Raw genomic sequence first — 18,178 nt, 5'->3', positions numbered from 1 at the left:
GGCGTTCCATAGCCAGAGCGCCGGGCCTAGTCGGCGGCCACGAGCGGCCGGATCAGCGCGCTGTCGGGGTCCAGTCGCTGCACCCCGCCCAGGGCGCGCAGCGCCTCGATCTCGCGGGCAAAGCCCTCGTCGCCCAGGATCGCCAGCGCAAAGCGCCGCCGTTCGGCCACGGCCACGTCGCTGCGGTCGAAGGGCAGCCCCAGATCGCGCGCGCCGGCGGCATCGCTGACGCGAAACCTGCCGCCGTCGATGCGCCGCTCGGTGCCGGCCAGCCACAGCAGGATGGCGTCATTGTCCAGCGTGCCGACCGCCCGCGTGCTCAGCCCGGCATTGCGGAAATGGTAGCCGATGGCCAGCAGCCAGTTCGCATCGTCTGTGCCGGGAATATCGCCGAGGACCACCTCGGACAGGCCGGGATGCTGCTCCAGCAGGTTGGTGACCCGCTCGGTGCTGGCGCCGGTGATCTTGCCCTCGACATGCAGGCGCGTGCCGTCCTCGACGCGGAAGGTCGTGGCCCCCGACGTTGCAAACACCAACAGCGCGGCGGTGCCGCCGACGGCGACGATCAGGCCCAGCGCCCAGATAAGCAGCTTCCTAGCCATCGACGCTCGCCACCGCGGCCTTGACCTCGTCCACGCTGCCCACGGGGCGGGTGGCGACGCTGCGGTCGATGCGCCGCACCATGCCCGACAGCGCCTTGCCGGCGCCGATTTCCCACATCTCGGTCACGCCATGGGCGGCCATCCAGCCGACGCTTTCGCGCCAGCGCACGCGCCCCGTGACCTGATCGATCAGGCGCGTGCGGATCGCATCGACCGAGCTGTCGGCCTCGGCCGTCACATTGCCCACCAGCGGCACGATGGGCGCCGAGAAAGCGACCTCGGCCAGGGCCTCGGCCATCGCGTCGGCGGCCGGTTGCATCAGCGCGCAGTGAAACGGGGCCGACACCGGCAGCAGCACGGCGCGCTTGGCGCCCTGTCCCTTGGCGATCTCGATGGCGCGGTCCACGGCGTCGCGATCGCCCGAAATCACGACCTGACCCGGATCGTTGTCATTGGCCGCGGCGCAGACCTGGCCCTTGGCGGCCTCGGCGGCGACGGCACTGGCGGCGTCGAAATCCAGCCCCAGCAGGGCGGCCATCGCCCCCTCGCCGGGGGCCACGGCCTTTTGCATTGCGTCGCCGCGGATCCGCAGCAGCCGCGCGGCATCGCCGAGGCTGATCGCTTGTGCCGCGGCCAGCGCCGAATACTCGCCCAGGCTGTGGCCCGCGACATAGGCGGCGGCGGTCACCTCGACGCCCTCGGCCTGCAGCGCGGCCATCACCGCCATGGAGGTGGCCATCAGCGCGGGCTGGGCGTTGCGGGTGAGCGTCAGATCGTCCTGCGCCCCCTCCCACGATCAGGGTCGAGAGCTTTTCCCCCAGCGCCGCGTCCACCTCGTCAAAGACGGCGCGGGCCTGCGGGTAGGTTTCGGCCAGATCGCGGCCCATGCCGATGGTCTGGGCCCCCTGGCCGGGAAAGATGAAGGCGCGGGTCATGGATGTCTCTCCTCCCATCAACGGGTCGTGGCGATCGGATGGGAGGGAGCTAGCGCAAGCCGCGCGGCGGGGCAACGCCCAAGAACCGCGGCGGGATCAGTCCCTGAGAATGAGGCGCACCTGCACGTCGTTGCAGGTATCGCCGTCGAACGTGCCGACATAGATATCGACCCGCCCGTTCAAGGGCTCCATGTCGCGCAGCCGCAGACGCCCGTTGAGGTCGGGGCCACTGTCGTCGTCGAAATGGTAATTGCCCTGCGCATCGCGCAGCAGAAGAGTGGTGTCGCAGTCGCTGTGGATGCGCACCACGAAACGTTCGAAATCGTCCATCTCGGACAGGTAGAGCGAAAAGGTCGGGTTGGCATAGACATAGCCCGTGCCCGGAATGCCGGGACAACTGTCCAGAGGGGTCTGCCCGCCGCCCGAGGCGTCGAGGCGGACGGTTTCGTCCTCGAGATCCTCGCCCGTCGTGGTGTAGGCCTCGCCCAGATAATCCGTCGAGGGGCACCCGACCACGGGAGAGGTCGGGATATAGGGTGTCACCGGATCGGGATCGGTCGTACCGCCCCCGGTTCCGCCACCCGTGCCACCCGTGCCGCCGCCGCCCGTGCCGCCGGTGCCGCCGCCCCCTGTGCCGGGGTCGCCGGTTCCGCCGCCGCCCGTTCCGCCGGTGCCGCCGGTGCCGGTGCCGCCACCGCCCCCGCCGGTCCCCGGTGCCGCCGCCATTGCCGGGCTCGGTCGGAATCCAGCCGGCGAAATCTTCGGTGTCGTCATCGGGGTCGTCGGGGGGCTGCACTGGGACATAGTCATCCCAGGCGGATTCGAACTCGCTATCCTGCAACTCGCTGTGGATGGTGTCGTTGTGTCCGCTCATCGCGCCCGTGCCGATATCCAGAACCACCATGCCGGCCACGGTCAGGGCCGCGAGCAACACAAGCCAGTCGACCGTCACCACGCCATCTTCGGCGGTGCGGAAATCGGCAAGCTGTCCAAACCGGGTTTTCACGACGATATCCTTCATGCAGCTGCGCCGGCACGCCACGGGTCGCACCGGGGGAGAGTCCACCGTCGCAAGGGTGGCGCGGAAATCGGACCGAATTGCGGCAGAGCCGCGGACAAACTGCGGAATCGCGCCGCCGCTGCGGGCGCGACACGTCAGGCGGGGCTTGTCATCTTGCAACGCCGCGCGTATACGCCCGCAATCTCCGCCTGATCTGAATGCATGGCGTGCTCCCTCGTGGCCGGGGGGCGGAGATGGAACCATCCGGCCTTTGAAAGACGCCCGTAACAGCACTGGAGATGACATGCCTCTCTATGAGCATGTGTTCATTGCGCGTCAGGACCTGTCGAACGCGCAAGCCGAAGGCCTGATCGAGCATTTCGGCACCGTCCTCAAGGACAACGGCGGCGATGTGGTGATGTCCGAATACTGGGGCGTCAAGACCATGGCCTACAAGATCAACAAGAACCGCAAGGGCCATTACGCCTACATGCGCACCGACGCCCCGGCGACGGCCGTGCAGGAGATGGAGCGCCTGATGCGCCTGCATGACGACGTGATGCGCGTCATGACCATCAAGGTCGACGCCCACCCCGAGGGCCCCTCGGTTCAGATGCAGAAACGCGACGAGCGCGAACAGCGCCGCGAACGCCGCTAAGAAGAGGACAGGACAATGGCAGCCAAACCGTTTTTCCGTCGCCGCAAGACCGATCCGTTCGAGGGCGAGAACGCCCCCAAGATCGACTACAAGGACACCCGCCTGCTGCAGCGCTACATTTCCGAGCGCGGCAAGATCGTGCCCTCGCGCATCACCGCCGTGGGTGCCAAGAACCAGCGCAAGCTCGCCCAGGCGATCAAGCGCGCGCGGTTCCTGGCGCTCCTGCCCTACAGCGTGAAATAAGGAGCCCAAGTCATGGACGTCATCCTTCTGGAACGCGTGGCCAAGCTGGGCCAGATGGGCGAGGTCGTCTCGGTCAAGGACGGCTACGCCCGCAACTTCCTGCTGCCGCAGAAGAAAGCCCTGCGCGCCAACGAGGTGAACCTCGCCGCGTTCGAACAGCAGAAAGCCCAGCTCGAGGCGCGCAACCTCGAAACCAGGAAAGAGGCCGAATCGCTGGCCGAAAAGCTGGACGGCCAGCAATTCGTCATCATCCGGTCTGCCTCGGATTCCGGGGCGCTCTACGGCTCGGTCTCGACCCGTGACGCGGCCGACGCCGCCACCGAAGCCGGCTTCAGCCTCGACCGCAAGCAGGTCGTGCTGTCGCGCCCGATCAAGGAGCTGGGCCTGCACACCGTGCACGTCAAGCTGCACCCCGAGGTCGAGGTCGATATCGCGCTGAACGTCGCCCGCTCGCCCGAAGAGGCCGAGTTGCAGGCCTCGGGCAAGTCGATCCAGGACCTCGCCGCCGAGGAAGAGGCCGCCGCGGAGTTCGAGATCGCGGAGCTGTTCGACGATATCGGCGCCGCCCAAATGGACGAGGACGACGAGGGCGCAGCCCCCGCCGCCGAGGACGACGCCGCGGAGAAAGACGAGGACTGATCCCTCGCGTCAATGCCGAAAAACGGGGCCGCTCCTGCAAGGGGGCGGCCCTTTTCTATTGGCGCGCCCCAAACCTCGCACAGCCCCCGGGCGCGACTGTGCCAGCGAAACAACGCTTTGTCTGAAATAGTAGTCAAATGAAACGACTCACCTTGAGCCGATCGCCGGGATTTCGTTCGGTGTGACCAAATCGTGCGCGCGGATATCGCCGGGGAATGGCGGACAGAACGCGGCGCGCGGATGGATCGAGGGGGACATCATGCGATTTTCGACACATGCCGGATTGCCGGGCCGGGCGCTCTACTGGATGGCGGCGCTGATCATGGGGCTTGCACTGAGCCTCGGCCAGCAGGCCCAGGCCCAAACCACGGTCGGAACGCTGGACCTGTCGAATGTCGGTGTCGATGGCGCACAGGATACCGTGCTGACCACGACCCTGCCCGGCGGCACGGTCGACAGCATTTCCCTGAGTTTCACGATCCAGCATTTCGGCATTTCCTACGGAAGCGAAACCTACATCATCATTCAGGCTCCTTCGGGCGATTCAATCACGATCAATAATTCCACCTTCGGATTCCGCAGCGGACCCGGCACATTCACGTTCAACGGATCGGTTCCCTTCCCGCCCAACCCGTCGGCGGGCACATGGACCGTGCGTTTGGGCGACAGCTTCAACGATAGCGGGATAGACCACCGCTATAGCGCCGGCTCGACCCTAGATTTTGTCGGTATCAGCAACGACACCACCCCACCCGAGGCCACCATCGCCTCGACCGAGAGCAGCCCGACCAGCACCGCACCGATCCCGGTCACGGTGAGTTTCACCGAGGATGTCACCGATTTCGACGCCGGCGACCTTGACATTTCGGGCGGCACGGCCACGAATTTCACCGGCAGCGGCAGCGCCTACAGCTTTGACCTCGTGCCGACGCAGGACGGCACGCTGACGGTCGATATCGCCGCCGGCGCCGCGCAGGACGCCGCCGGAAACGCCAGCCTTGCCGCGCCGCAATTCTCGATCGTGCATGATTGCACCTGCCCGACCGTGACCTTGTCGAGCCCGAGCCCGATCCCGACAAACGTGTCTCCGATCCCGATGATCGCGACCTTCTCCGAACCCGTCGTGGGCTTCAACGATGTCAATGTGGTGGTCACCAACGGTTCTGTCAGCGCGTTTTCGGGTAGCGGTGCCGTCTACACCTTTGACGTGATCCCGGATGCCGAAGGCACCGTGCTGGTCGATGTACCCCGGGACGTGGCCGAAGATCTTGCCGGAAATGAGAATATCGCCGCGCAACAGTTCAGCATCCACTACGACGCAACCGGCCCCGGCCTGACCATCACGGGCGTGCCGGACACGGTGCTGCCCGGCGACGAGGTCAAGGTCTTCTTCACCTTCGGCGAGGATGTGACCGGGTTCGACGCCACAGACATCACCGTCACCGGGGCGACGGCAGGGCCGCTGACCGGGGGGCCGGATGTCTACACCATGACCCTGATCGCCGACGGCACCGGTAACCTGACGGTCACCGTGCCCGATGGCGCGGCGCAGGATGCGGCCCTCAACCCCTCGACCGGGGCCACGGCCACGGCCGAGCTGGACAGCGCCGGCATCGCGGGCGAGATGATCGCCGCCTTCATGGAGACCCGCGCGCGTAACCTGATCGCCAACCAGCCCGGCCTGACGCGGTTCCTGAATGGTCAGGAGGGCGGCCAGTTCAGCGCCTCGGTCACCCGAGGCTTCGGCGATATCGACATCCATACCGGCGCCGGCCCGGTCTGGTTCAGCCTCAGCGGCTCGGCCACCGAATTTGACGGCGGCGGCGACAGCGCCTATGCGCTGGCCACCCTGGGCGCCCATGTCGCGGTGACCGACGGGCTGCTGATCGGCGGCATGCTGCAATTCGACCATGCCGAGGACGACATGGGCGGCGGGCTCGAGACGCGCGGCACCGGCTGGCTGATCGGGCCCTATGTGGTGGCGCAACTGGGCGCGCAGCCGCTGTTTTTCGAGGGGCGTCTGCTCTATGGCGAAAGCGACAACGAGGTCTCGCCCTTTGGCACCTTCACCGACGATTTCGACACAGAACGCTGGCTGACCCTGATCGCCCTCGAAGGCGCCTACGAGACCGAGCATCTGCGCTATTTCCCGCGCCTGCAGATCAGCCACGCGGTCGACACGCAACTGGCCTATGTGGACAGCCTGGCGAACCTGGTGCCCGAGCAGACCGTGCGCCTGAGCGAGGTTTCGGCCGGCGTCGATTTCGAGGCCCCCCTCCTTGGCGATGACAGCGGTCACCTGCTGACCTGGGGCATGTCGGGCATCTGGTCACGGGTCGAGGGCGACGGCGCGGCCTCGGCCTTCATCGACGAAACCGAGGGCGGGCGCGGACGCGTCGACCTGGGATACCGCTATGCCGGCAATGGCCTGTGGTCGCTCAGCAGCGATGTGTTCGTGGACGGCATCGGATCGGGCGATTTCACGACCTACGGGGTGGCCTTGGGCTTTGACATGCGGTTCTGAGGCGCGTGGGCGCGACCCGTGTCGCGCCCACATTCGCGTGAGAATCGGGCGTGGCTGTGGCAAAGCCCGACACGGGGCCTAAGGTTTTGCAGCGAGTTGAGAGGACCGCCATGACCCCTGCCCTGCCCCACCGCGCCGCCCCGACGCTGACCCTGACGGTGATCCTGTCGCTGTCGCTGCCCGCTGCCGTACCGGCACAGCCTGTCGCGGACGGTCCCCCGAACCGGCCCGGCACCACCCCCGCCTTCGCCGCGCAGACCGAAGCGCCGGAACAGATCAGCGGCTTTGAACTGGCCCGCGAAACCGTGGCCACGGGCCTCGAACGCCCCTGGGCCGTGGCCGTTCTGCCGGACGGCGCAGGATATCTGGTCACCGAACGCCCCGGACGGGTGCGCCATGTCAGCCGCGCGGGCGCCGTCTCGGACCCGATCGCGGGCGTGCCCGAAGTGTTGGCGCGGCGACAGGGTGGCTTGCTGGATGTGGCCCTGTCCCCCGATTTCATGGACAACCGGGTGATCTTCCTCACCTATGCGCGGCCGATGGGCGATGGCCTGTCGGCCACGGCCGCCGCGCGCGCCGTCCTGTCCGAAGACCTGTCGCGCCTGAACGAGGTGACCGAGATTTTCGTCCAGACCCCGCCATCGCCCACGCCCATGCATTACGGCAGCCGCATCCTGCCCGTGGGCGATCATGTCTTCGTCACCACGGGCGAGCGTTTCACCGATGCCGAACGCGCGCTGGCGCAGGACCCGGCCGCGACCTATGGCACGGTGGTCCGGCTGCTGGCCAATGGCGACATCCCCGCCGGAAACCCCTTTGCCGGGACCGAAGGCGCCCGGCCCGAGATCTGGTCGCTGGGGCATCGCAACATCCAGGGCGCGGCCCTGCATCCCGAGACGGGCGATCTCTGGACGATCGAGCATGGCCCGGCGGGTGGGGACGAGTTGAACCGGATTGAACCGGGCGCGAATTACGGCTGGCCGGTGGTCAGCTACGGCGTGAATTACGACGGGTCGTCCGTTGGTCTGGGCGAGGCTGCGCATGCCCCCGACTTCACCGAACCGCGCTATTACTGGGACCCGGTGATCGCGCCGGGGGGCGATGGTGGTCTATGAGGGGGCGATGTTTCCCGAATGGCGGGGCGATATCCTCGCGTCGGGTCTGGTCGCGGCGGCCATCGTGCGGCTGGACCTCGACGGAGACAGCGTGCGCGGCGAAGAGCGGCTGATGCCGGGCATCGGGCGCGTGCGCGACGTGGCGGTGGACGACGACGGCGCCATCGTCGTGGTGCTGGACAGCCCCGACGCGCCGGTGTTGCGGCTGGTGCGACGGGACTAGGCAATCCCCCGCCCCGCCCCCGTATCGGCGGCAGGACGGTCAAAAGCTTTCGACCGTCAGCGTCGCGGCACAGGTGCGCCCATCATAGGTGCCGACCCAGATGTCATAGATCCCCTCGGGCGGGGTCCACAGGGTGAGCCGCGCGTTCAACCCGTCCGCGCCGTCATCGTCGAACCACCATCCGCCGGCCGGATCATGCAACAACAAGACGGTGTCGCAGGACCCTGCGGCGCGAAAGCTCACCCGGCTGTAGGCCGCCATGTCCCGCAGCCAGAATTCGAGGGTCGGGCGCCGGGCGACATGGCCGGCATCGGGAAACCCGCAGCCCTGCAAGTGAAACGCCCCTCCGGCGCTGACGGTGTAGCTGCGGGCCTGCCACAGCTCGGCCCCCGTGGCGTCGTCATAGCGCGCCGCCGCCATTTGCCAGGTCGGGCAGGCGACGGCCGCACCGTTCACGGCCATCAGCCAGATGCAGCCAAGGACCACCCGCCACATCAGACCCGTCATGTTTTCCTTGCCCATGGAACGGCATCATGGGCGCGTCGGGTTAAGAAAACCCTGCCTTGAAAGCATCGGGGCCGCCAGATAGGCGGCCCCGGTCGTCGTTTTCTCGGCTGCGCGCGCCTTAGAACTGGCTGCGCAAGGCCAGGCTTGCGGCACAGCTTCCGCCGCCATAGGTGCCCACCCAGACATCGACCCGCCCGTTCAGGGCCGCGGTGTTCGTCAGCCGCAACAGCGGCATCAGGCTGCCGGCGCTGTCATCGTCGAAATGCCACTGTCCAAAGGCATCGCGCACCAGCAGGGTCGTGTCGCAACTCGAATTCACCTCGATTTCCAGGGCGCCATAGCGCTGCATGTCGCTGAGATAGAGGCTGAAATTCGGGGCGGCATTGGCATAGCCACGGCCCGGCGTGGTGCACTCGCCCAGGGCCGTGCTGCCGGCTGCGGTGGTCTGCAGCGTGTAGCCGAAATCGGGCCGCAGATTGTCGCCGCTGGCCGTGATCGGCTGACCGCTGAAGGCCGGGTTCGGGCAGCCCTGCGGCGGCGGCGGCGGGGCCAGTTGCGAGGCCTGCAGCGTGAAGGTCGCCGGACAGCTTCCGCCGCCAAAGGTGCCGACCCACACATCGACCCGCCCGTTCAACGCCGCGCCCGGCACCGTCAGGCTGGGCTGCAGATTGCCCGCGCCATCGTCGTCATAGTACCACTGCCCATCGGCCCCATGCACCAGCAGCGTCGTGTCGCAGCTGCCATTGGCCTCGAGCTGCAGCTCGTAGCCCTGCATCCCCGACAAATAAAGACTGGTCTGGGGCATGGCCGTTGCGCTACCGCCCCCGTCGACGCCGGGGCAATCGGCGACGCGGGTGTCCGAGCCGGTGGCCTGGATCGAATAGGCCTGAGGCTGCAGCAATTGCGCGGCCGTGAAGTTCAGCGGCGGACCGGGGATCGCCGGGTTGGGGCAGCTGACCGGCGTCGGTGGCGCCAGCGAGATCGCCTGCGCCGTCAGGGTCGCGGGGCAGCTTTGCCCGCCAAAGGTGCCCATCCACACGCTCAGCTGGCCATTGGCCGCCGCCGCAGGGATCGTCAGACGCGGCTGCAGATCGCCCGCGCCGTCGTCGTTGTAATACCACTGCCCGTCCGCGCCATAGGCCAGAAGCGTCGTGTCGCAGCTGCCATTGGCCTCGAGCTGCAGCTCGTAGCCCTGCATCCCCGACAGGTACATCGTGTATTGCGGCGCCTGCGTGGCGGTGCCGCCGCCGTCGACACCGGGGCAGTCATAGACCCGCGTCTCGCTGCCCATGGCCGTGCCCGACAGGCTTTGCGGTTGCACGAGTTGCGACGCGGCAAAGGTCAGCGGCTGGCCCGTGAAGGCCGGGTTGGGGCACACCACCTGCTGCACGGGCATCGGGGCGGGCGCCGGTGTCGGTGTCGGTGCCGGCAAGGGCAGCGGCACGGGGGTCGGCATGTCGGTCGCGCCCATCCCGCTATCGGGAAGAGGCACCGGCATGGAGCCATCTTCAGGAACGTTGGTCAGGTTCAGCGTCGCCTCGCAGCCGCCGCCCATGAACGTGCCGACCCAGACATGCACCGTGCCGGACATCTGCGCGGGGTCCTCGATCGTGATCGCGGGGTTCAGCCCGTTGGTATCGTCGTTGAACAGCCATTGGCCATCCGAGGTCTGGACCAGAAGGGCCGGATCGCAGTCGCTTTCGACATCGAAGACGACATGGCGCCCCGCCATGTCGGAAATATTGAAGGAATAATCGGGGGCCGACCGGAACTGCCCGGTGCCCAGAATACCCAGCCCGCAGGCCTCGAGCGTTTGGTCCCCGCCAGCGGTCACCGGCCGGCTGAGGGCGGTGAACGGATCCTCGGAAAGACCGGAATAGGTGATCGCATCCGTCGCGAGCAAGCCGCTGGGACAGGCGATCGCGGCGCCCCCCATCGCGACAACTCCGACCACGCTCAGGGTTAATAGACGCATCTTCCTTCCTTCCTCGCTGCGCGCCGACCCGTGAGAGAGACCCCTGCATCGGACCCGCGCCTTCCTTTTACGGCCAGATCCTACCGGCCCGAGGGTCGTGCCGAAATTACGGGAAACCCTCACCTGCATCACTCAACCCAAAGGATACCGCCACCTGCCGGTTTCGCATAGGAAAAACCTTGCTCGACATGACGCAGGTCCTATCGCCGCATTCGGGCCCGGCAGGCCCCCGCGCGCCCCGGGCGGCACACAGGCGGGCGGATACCGGGCCGAGGTGAACGCACAACGAAAAAGGCGGCCCCGAAGGACCGCCTTTCGCATCGCTGCAGCGCCTGTGTCGTGGCTCACTCTTCTTCGAGCGCGTCCACAGCGGCCTTGAGCTCGTCTTTCGAGACCTCCTTTTCGGTGATCTCGGACAGTTCGAAAACGAAATCCACCACCTTGTCCTCGAACAGCGGCGCGCGCAGTTGCTGCTGGGCGGCCTGGTTTTGCTGGATGAATTCGAAGAAGGCCCGTTCCTGACCCGGATACTGGCGCGCCTGGGTCATGACGGCCTGCGTCATCTCGGCATCGGTCACCTGCACATCGTTCTTCTGGCCCAGTTCGGCCAGCAGAAGGCCCAGCTTCACGCGGCGTTCGGCCAGCGACTTGTGCTCGTCGGTCGGCTCGATCTCGGGGTGGTCGTGGCCTTGCACCTCGGGGTTTTCCTCGTGCCACAGCTGATGTGCGATCTGGCCGGCCTCGGCCTCGACCAGGCTGGGCGGCAGCTCGAAAGTCACGATCTCGTCCAGCTGATCCAAAAGCTTGCGCTTCATCACCGCGCGGGCGGCGCCAGTGTATTCGGCCTTGAGGCGGTCGGTGATCTGGCCTTTCAGCGCGTCGAGATCCTCGGCCCCGTATTTCTTGGCCATCTCGTCATCGACCTCGGCGGGGACGGGCTTTTTCACTTCCTTGACGGTCACGTCGAAGACGGCCGGTTTGCCGGCCAGGGTCTCGGCGCCGTATTCCTCGGGGAAGGTGACCTCGACGGCCTTTTCCTCGCCCTTCTTGAGGCCGATCAGCTGATCCTCGAAACCGGGGATGAAGCTGTTGGAGCCCAGCACCAGCGGATAATCCTCGGCCGAGCCGCCCTCGAAGGCTTCGCCGTCGACCTTGCCGACGAAATCGATCACGACCTGATCGCCATCGGCGGCCTTGCCGCCTTTCTTGGTGGCGAAGTTCTGGGCGCTTTCGGCGAGGTTCTTCAGCGCCTCGTCCACATCCGCCTCGGCGGGCGTGACGGTCATGCGCTCGAGCTTGATGGCCTTGTAATCGACCTCGGGGATCTCGGGCAGCTTTTCATAGACCATCGAGACGACGACATCGTCGCCCTCTTTCCAGTCCTCGTTGACCATCTTGATCTCGGGCTGGGCCGCGGGGCGGTCGCCGGTTTCCTCGAGATGACCCTGCATGGCGCCATCGACGGCCTCCTGCATGGCCTCGCCCATCACGCGCGGGCCGAACTGCTTGCGCAGCAGCGCCATCGGGACCTTGCCCTTGCGAAAGCCCTTCATCTGCACCTCGGGCTGGGCCTCGGCCAGTTTCTGGGAGACGCGGGCCTCCAGATCGTCGCCGGTGATGGTGATCTGGTATTCGCGCTTGAGGCCGTCGTTCAGGGTCTCGGTGATCTGCATGGGGCTCCTCACGGGATCGGGGCCGCGGACCCGGCTCCTCCGGGGCGGCACGCGTGGCGTCTTGAAAATCAGGGGTCCTTCTAGGTGCGGCGCGGGACGGGCGCAAGGGGGAATGCCCCGCGATCCGGTCAGGGCGCGCTCAGTAGACGGGGGGCACCCCGTCGGGACGCCGCAGAAAGCGTTCCAGACACCACCAATAGGGCACCGGATCGTCGCGGATCAGGTCCTCGATCGCGACGTTCACGCGGGCGGTGTCGGCCTCGATGTCACCGGATGGAAAGCCGGCCAGAGGGGGGCGGATATCATAGATGAACCGCCCCTCGGCATCCTGCCGGTAGCGCACCGGTACCACGACGGCCCGCCCCATCCCGGCCAGACGCGCCGTGGCGGTCGTGGTGCCCGCCGGCACCCCGAAAAACGGGACATAGACCGCGCCCTTGCGGGCCTTTTCCAGATCGGGTGCGAACCAGACAAGCGATCCGCTGCGCAATTCGCGCACGATGGACCGGATATCGGTTCCGGGAATGATGGCGTCGCAATAGCCCGAGCGCGCCCAGTGCAGCACCGCATCCGCCGCGTCATGGCCGGGTTGGCGATAGACTCCGACCAGCCTGCGGCCCGCGCGCGGCAGTTGGTCGGTCAGGCTGCCATGAACCTCGGGCGCGCCGTAATGGCAGGTCAGCAGCAAGACGCCCTGCCCCGTCTCGAGCGCCGCGGACAAATGTTCGCCGCCGTCGATCCGGGCCAGCGGGTAGGCCGGGCGATCGCGCCGCTGAACGATCCAGACGCGCATGGATTGCAGAAGCGACAGGGCAAAGCGCGTGGTGGTGGCCCGCGCCAACGCGGCGCGCTCGGCCTCGGGCCGTTCCGGCAGACAGACGTCGATATTGCGGCGCGTGACGTGGCGCACCCGCGGCACCCGCCACAGCATCCAGCCCAAGGGCCGCGACAGGGCCGCCAGCGCCCGGTCGGGCAGCGGAGCCAGCAGGGCCGCCAGCCCCAGGACAGGCCAAAGCAGCCAGTTGCGCGGCCGCAACAACAGCTTGACGGGAAATCGGGGGGGCGGGGCGCTCATGACAGGTGCATAGCGCCGTCCACCGGGTCGCGTAAATGGCCTAGGCGACGCGGCGGTATATCCGCGCGGGTCCGACCTTTTTCTTCGCGATCCCGGTCACCGGCGCGAAACCGGCATCGAGCAGCCGCGCATTGAGATCGTCCATGTGGCGCATCGGAACCCGCAGGACGAAAAGCTCTTCGGCCATGTCCATGATGCCGCGTTCCAGGGCGTGGATTTCTTCGACCGTCATCTGGCCGTAGAGATGCTGATGCACGCCCAGGTAACAGACGATGCCATAGCGGGGTCGCCGCAATTTCGGCCTGAGACCGTCCAGACCCCGGGACAGGTCGCCCGTGTCGAAATGCGCGTCGGTGTCGCGCCCTTCGAACTTGCGCCGCGCCTCGGCCACCGCCGCCGGGCTGAGGTCGACCCCGTCGATGAAGGGGCTGCCGGCATCGGCAAAGGCAAGCGCCACCGTGCCGTCATGGCAGCCCACATCCAGCATCGACCGGCCTTCAGCCTCGGCCAGGGCCGCGTCGAGACCATGCAACCGGTCCATCGGACGGCCCGAGACGATCTGGCTGGGATCCTCGATTTCAAGAACCTTGGCGCGATACACATCGCCGTTGGACTTGGGCTTTTTCCACAGCCACTTGCGCAGCGCTTTCATGCTCGATCCCTTTCTGGCGTGCCTCGCAGGTTTCGGCCCGACCGGCGCCGGCGCATCCTGCTCGGATTGCCGAGAGTCCGTCCTGAATGCAACGTGCAGGTCAAGGGGGCATATGCGCCCGACCCGTGATTGACCTTGATGGCGCACGGCATGCCCGCCCCGCCACGGCGCGCCCGCACGGATGTTTCATGGTGTCGTGGCGCTACACCGCGTCCTCGGGATCGTCGACCGGGTCCAGCACCAGCACCAGCCGCGTCTCGCCGCTGCCCTCGATGGGCGGCGAGCGGTGCAGAAGGCCCGACGCCGGGGCCTCGGGCCAGAGCGTGCCGCGCAACAGGATCGGCGCGCCGGTCGGCACGGTGAAGATGCGGCGCGGCTCGCCTCCGTCGGTCGAGATGCCGTATTGCGTGCCGGTGCCGCGATAGGTGCAGACCAGCCGCGCGGTGACCGCGTCGATGTGGAACCGGCGGCAGGCATTGGTGGTGACCACATCCAGCCGCAAACGCAGCCAGCGCGCGCGCATCAGCTCGGCGAACAGGTCCGCAAGCGCGGCGATATCATCAACCAGACGGTCGCGCGCCGCGCAGGCGGGCGTACCGGCGGCGGCGCAGATCCCGGTCACGGTGGAATGCACCGCCTCGGGGCGCAGGATCACGCGCGCACGCGGCAATCGTGCGGGGTCGAGCGTGTCGATCCACGCCTGGACATCGGCGGCCGGGCGGCGACGCCAGATCGCCGCGGCCGCGCCGGGGTGGTGAATGGCCGACAGCCCCTGGGGCGTGTCCGCGACGCCCACCCCGATGGCGGCATCGCGCAGGATTTCGCGGGCGAGGTCTTGGGGTTGCATGGCGCGGCCTTCTGTTGCGCGACGAGAGGGATGATGCCGCCTTCCACCTTGGAGCCGGCCTGTCGGGAATGGCCGGGGTCGGGCCGGGGCGGCGGTCGGGCATGGATGGTTGCCGTTCGCCGTCAGACCGCGGCGCGGGCGCGCCAGACCGGGAACGGATCGGGCAACCCCTCCCATGCGGCCGGTTCGAACGCTGCGCTGTCGATCAAGGCCGCGTTCAGCCGCGCACAGATCGCCTCGCGGTCGAGGCCCACGCCGATGAACACGATCTCCTGCCTGCGATCACCCCATGGCTCGGCCCAGTTGCGGGCGATCTCGGCCTGCATTTCGGGGTGAGTCGGCAGCCGGTCCTCGGGAACCGAGGCCCACCACCGCCCCAGCGGCGTGACCGAAGAGATCGCGCCCGCAAGGCTGAACTCCACCGCCCAGTCCGGCCGCGTGGCGATCCAGAAATGGCCCTTGGCCCGGATCGTTCCCGGCAAGTCCCCGTTCAAAACGTCGTAGAGCCGTTGGGGGTGAAACGGTGCGCGGGCGTTATAGACGAAAGAGGTGATGCCATATTCCTCGTCCTCCGGCACGTGATTGGCAAAGCCATAAAGCTCCTTGGCCCACATCGGGTGTTCATGCGCGGTGTCGAAATCAAACAGGCCGGTATCGAGGATGGCCTCGGCCGGCACATCGGACTGATCGGTTTCGATGATCCTGGCATCGCCATTGAGCGCGCGGATGATCTTGCGCGCGGCATCCGTGCGCTCTGGCCCGGCATCGGTGACCTTGTTGAGGATCACCACATCGGCAAATTCGATCTGCTCGGTCAGCAGGCTGACAAGGCTGCGGTCGTCTTCTTCGCCCAGGCTTTCACCGCGATCGGTCAGGAAATCGTGGCTGGAATAATCCTGTAGCAGGTTCACCGCATCGACCACCGTCACCATCGTATCGAGCCGCGCGACATCCGACAGGCTTTGGCCCATCTCGTCGCGGAAATCGAAGGTGGCGGCGACGGGCAGCGGCTCGGAAATGCCGGTCGACTCGATCAGCAGGTAGTCGAAACGCCCCTCTTGCGACAGATGCCGCACCTCTTTCAACAGGTCGTCGCGCAGCGTGCAGCAGATGCAGCCGTTCGACATCTCGACCAGCTTTTCCTCGGAGCGCGACAGTTCGGTGCCCTCGCGCACCAGATCGGCGTCGATATTCACCTCGGACATGTCGTTGACGATGACGGCCACGCGCCGCCCGTCGCGGTTGTTCAGCACACGGTTCAGCAGAGTCGTCTTGCCCGCGCCGAGAAAGCCGGACAGCACGGTGACGGGAAGGCGGGTGTCGGTCATGGAAAGAAAACCTCGGGAGATCGGGTTGCATCGGTCGTCTCGGGCCACAGGCGGTGCCCGGATCTTCTTGCTATGTTATGACATTACATTTCATAAGCGCAACCCGCCTGCGGGCACAGTGGGGCGCCGGGCCGTGACATACCCGTCGCGACCCGGCCCGGGCGCGGCGCTCAGTCCTGGCCCAAAACCGCCATCAGCGCGTCCGAGGGCGAGCGCCCCAGATCTTGCGTCAGCCCCTCGGCACCGCGTTGCATCGCATGGAACATCGGCCCACCCCGCCAACGGGGAAAGCCGTAGCCGTGGATCTTGACCAGATCGATATCGGATGGCTGGGTTGCGACGCCTTCGGCAAGGATCGCGGCGGCCTCTTCGGCCATTTCGGCCACAAGACGGCGGGCGACGGCGTCTCGGTCCATCTCGGGCCCCGGATGGATCTCGCCGGCCAGCAGTTCGGCCACCGCGTCCGAGGGCTGTGGCGTGCGGTTGCCCGGCGTGTAGTCATACCACCCGCCGCCGGATTTCTGGCCCTTGCGCCCGGCGCGCACAAGGATATCGCCCAGCGTGGGCGGCACGTCCTCGCCGCGTGCGCGGGCGCCCTCGCGCTGGAGATAGGCGATATCGAGGCCGCCCAGATCCTGCGCCTGAAACGGGCCCATCGCCATGCCGAACCCGCGCATGGCGGCGTCGATCTCGGCAATCGGGACGCCCGCGCGCACCAGGTCTTCGGCCGCGGCGCGATAATGCTTGAGGATGCGGTTGCCGATGAACCCGTCGCAGATCCCGGCCTGCACGGGCATCTTGCCCAAGCGCTTTGCCAGGGCGAAGCCGTTGGCCAGCACCTCGGGCGCGGTGTCGGGGGTCGGCACGATCTCGAGCAGTTTCATCACATGGGCCGGGCTGAAGAAATGCAGGCCGATGAAGCGGTCCGGGTTCAGCAGGCCCACGGCAATGTCGCGCGGATCGAGGTAGGAGGTGTTGGTGGCCAGCACCGCGTCGGGGCGGCAGACCGCGCCCAACTGCGCGAAGACGGCGCGTTTGACCGAAATTTCCTCGAACACGGCCTCGATCACCAGATCGACATCGGCCAGACCGCCGTAGTCCGTCGTTGCGGTGACGCCGGCCATGCGGTCGGCCCGCCCCTCGGGCGTCAGGCGGCCGCGCTTGACCGCGCCGTCGAAAATGCCGCCCAGATTGGCAAGGCCCCGCTCCAGCGCGTCGTCGTCGCGTTCCACCATCACGACCGGCAGGCCGGCATTGCGCAACGCGGCGGCGATGCCCGCCCCCATGGTGCCGCCGCCGATCACGGCGGCGGTCGCGACCGGGCGCGGGACGACGCCCTTCAGGGATTTCGGGCGCGGCGCGGCGCGTTCGGCAAAGAACACGTGGCGCAGAGCCGCCGCCTGATCCGAGCCGCGCAGATCAAGGAAAGTCTCGCGTTCAAAGGCCAGCGCGTCGGCGAAATCGCCCGTCACCGCCCGTTTCACGCAGGCCAGCGCCCGCAGCGGGGCGGCCGCGCCCCTGGCGGCCTTGGCGACGGTGGTGTCCTGCGCGGCCCAGAAGCCCTCGGGCGGGGCCGAGGCGGGCCGATCACATAGCGGCGCGGGCAGCGGTGCTTCGATGGCTTCGCGGGCAAAGGCCACGGCTCCGGCCCGCAGATCGCCCTCGATCACCGTGTCGATCAGGCCCAGCGACAGCGCCTTGGGGGCCTTGACCGGCTTGCCCGTGGTCACCATCGCCACCGCCTGTTCCGCGCCCACCAGGCGCGGGGTGCGCACGGTGCCCCCCGCACCGGGCACGATGCCCAGCGTCACCTCGGGCAATCCGACCGAGGCATCGGCGACGGCCACGCGGAAGCGGCAGCCAAGCGCCACCTCGAACCCGCCCCCAAGGGCCGAGCCGTGGATCGCCGCGACCCAGGGCTTGGCCGCCGTCTCGATCCGCGCGACAAGGTCGGGCAGATGCGGCGGCACGGGCGGTTTGCCGAACTCGGTCACATCGGCCCCGGCGATGAAGGTGCGTCCCGCGCAGATCAGTACGACCGCGCGGATACCGGGGTCGGCATCCAGCGTTTCGGCGGCGTCCCACAGACCCTGGCGCAGGGCGTGGCCCAGCGCATTGACCGGCGGGTTGTCGACGGTGATGACGGCGATCTCGCCCTCGCGGGCAATGGACACGACCATGA

16 protein-coding genes and 1 pseudogene are annotated in these 18,178 nt (G+C 67.5%); 6 read left to right on the top strand and 11 right to left on the bottom strand.

All coding sequences use genetic code 11. The features are described 5' to 3' along the window. Positions 1-26: 26 nt before the first annotated feature. From ROSELON_RS11225 to ROSELON_RS18200, 3 genes and pseudogenes are all read right to left on the bottom strand, one after another. Positions 27-602 (bottom strand): hypothetical protein, encoded by a 576-nt coding sequence (locus ROSELON_RS11225; protein ID WP_025312487.1) that lies wholly within the window; start codon positions 600-602, stop codon positions 27-29. Then, positions 595-1,537: pseudogene (gene fabD, locus ROSELON_RS11220) on the bottom strand (ACP S-malonyltransferase). Before fabD ends, ROSELON_RS11225 begins: the two are co-directional and overlap by 8 nt. Positions 1,538-1,633: 96 nt before the next feature. Continuing rightward, positions 1,634-2,263 (bottom strand): hypothetical protein, encoded by a 630-nt coding sequence (locus ROSELON_RS18200; protein ID WP_025312486.1) that lies wholly within the window; start codon positions 2,261-2,263, stop codon positions 1,634-1,636. Between the two features lie 578 nt (positions 2,264-2,841). Between ROSELON_RS18200 and rpsF the strand changes: the two genes are divergently transcribed. The 6 genes from rpsF to ROSELON_RS19070 all read left to right on the top strand — a co-directional run bounded on the left by rpsF (position 2,842) and on the right by ROSELON_RS19070 (position 7,939). Further along, positions 2,842-3,195 carry a 30S ribosomal protein S6 gene (rpsF, locus tag ROSELON_RS11210; protein WP_025312485.1) on the top strand — a complete coding sequence of 118 codons (354 nt, stop codon included), beginning with the start codon at positions 2,842-2,844 and terminating at the stop codon, positions 3,193-3,195. A gap of 15 nt (positions 3,196-3,210) precedes the next feature. Next, positions 3,211-3,438: a 30S ribosomal protein S18 gene (rpsR, locus tag ROSELON_RS11205; RefSeq protein WP_025312484.1), complete on the top strand. Its 228-nt coding sequence runs from the start codon at positions 3,211-3,213 to the stop codon at positions 3,436-3,438. 12 nt (positions 3,439-3,450) lie between these two features. Continuing rightward, positions 3,451-4,077 (top strand): 50S ribosomal protein L9, encoded by a 627-nt coding sequence (rplI, locus tag ROSELON_RS11200; protein ID WP_025312483.1) that lies wholly within the window; start codon positions 3,451-3,453, stop codon positions 4,075-4,077. Positions 4,078-4,336: 259 nt separating this feature from the next. Further along, positions 4,337-6,601, top strand: a complete 2,265-nt coding sequence (locus tag ROSELON_RS11195; RefSeq protein ID WP_156945927.1) for an Ig-like domain-containing protein — start codon at positions 4,337-4,339, stop codon at positions 6,599-6,601. 110 nt (positions 6,602-6,711) lie between these two features. Then, complete coding sequence (locus ROSELON_RS11190) at positions 6,712-7,716, top strand: PQQ-dependent sugar dehydrogenase (RefSeq protein ID WP_342665284.1); 1,005 nt, start codon at positions 6,712-6,714, stop codon at positions 7,714-7,716. Further along, on the top strand, positions 7,703-7,939 hold the full coding sequence (locus ROSELON_RS19070) for a PQQ-dependent sugar dehydrogenase (RefSeq protein WP_342665283.1): 237 nt from the start codon (positions 7,703-7,705) through the stop codon (positions 7,937-7,939). The genes ROSELON_RS11190 and ROSELON_RS19070 overlap by 14 nt, the downstream gene beginning before the upstream one ends. 39 nt (positions 7,940-7,978) lie before the next feature. Here ROSELON_RS19070 and ROSELON_RS17540 read toward each other — a convergent pair whose 3' ends face one another. The 8 genes from ROSELON_RS17540 to ROSELON_RS11150 form a co-directional block, all read right to left on the bottom strand. Further along, positions 7,979-8,461 (bottom strand): hypothetical protein, encoded by a 483-nt coding sequence (locus ROSELON_RS17540; RefSeq protein ID WP_025312481.1) that lies wholly within the window; start codon positions 8,459-8,461, stop codon positions 7,979-7,981. 103 nt (positions 8,462-8,564) lie between these two features. Further along, a complete protein-coding gene (locus ROSELON_RS11180) occupies positions 8,565-10,421 on the bottom strand; it encodes a hypothetical protein (protein ID WP_156945926.1) in 1,857 nt (618 codons plus the stop codon). Positions 10,422-10,765: 344 nt separating this feature from the next. Further along, positions 10,766-12,094: a trigger factor gene (tig, locus tag ROSELON_RS11175; protein ID WP_025312479.1), complete on the bottom strand. Its 1,329-nt coding sequence runs from the start codon at positions 12,092-12,094 to the stop codon at positions 10,766-10,768. 139 nt (positions 12,095-12,233) lie between these two features. Continuing rightward, positions 12,234-13,169: a lysophospholipid acyltransferase family protein gene (locus tag ROSELON_RS11170; RefSeq protein WP_025312478.1), complete on the bottom strand. Its 936-nt coding sequence runs from the start codon at positions 13,167-13,169 to the stop codon at positions 12,234-12,236. A gap of 40 nt (positions 13,170-13,209) precedes the next feature. Then, on the bottom strand, positions 13,210-13,821 hold the full coding sequence (locus tag ROSELON_RS11165) for a class I SAM-dependent methyltransferase (RefSeq protein WP_025312477.1): 612 nt from the start codon (positions 13,819-13,821) through the stop codon (positions 13,210-13,212). A 202-nt stretch (positions 13,822-14,023) separates the two neighbouring features. After that, entirely contained in the window at positions 14,024-14,668 is a 645-nt protein-coding gene (locus ROSELON_RS11160) for a DUF1826 domain-containing protein (RefSeq protein ID WP_025312476.1), read from the bottom strand. Positions 14,669-14,790: 122 nt separating this feature from the next. Next, a complete protein-coding gene (locus ROSELON_RS11155) occupies positions 14,791-15,996 on the bottom strand; it encodes a GTP-binding protein (protein ID WP_025312475.1) in 1,206 nt (401 codons plus the stop codon). 170 nt (positions 15,997-16,166) lie between these two features. Further along, positions 16,167-18,176, bottom strand: a complete 2,010-nt coding sequence (locus ROSELON_RS11150; protein WP_025312474.1) for a 3-hydroxyacyl-CoA dehydrogenase NAD-binding domain-containing protein — start codon at positions 18,174-18,176, stop codon at positions 16,167-16,169. Positions 18,177-18,178: the final 2 nt, after the last annotated feature.

Origin of the sequence: Roseibacterium elongatum DSM 19469 (genome assembly GCF_000590925.1) — a bacterium.
In the GTDB taxonomy this organism is placed as follows: domain Bacteria; phylum Pseudomonadota; class Alphaproteobacteria; order Rhodobacterales; family Rhodobacteraceae; genus Roseibacterium; species Roseibacterium elongatum.
This window is presented reverse-complemented; position numbering and strand designations above follow the sequence as displayed.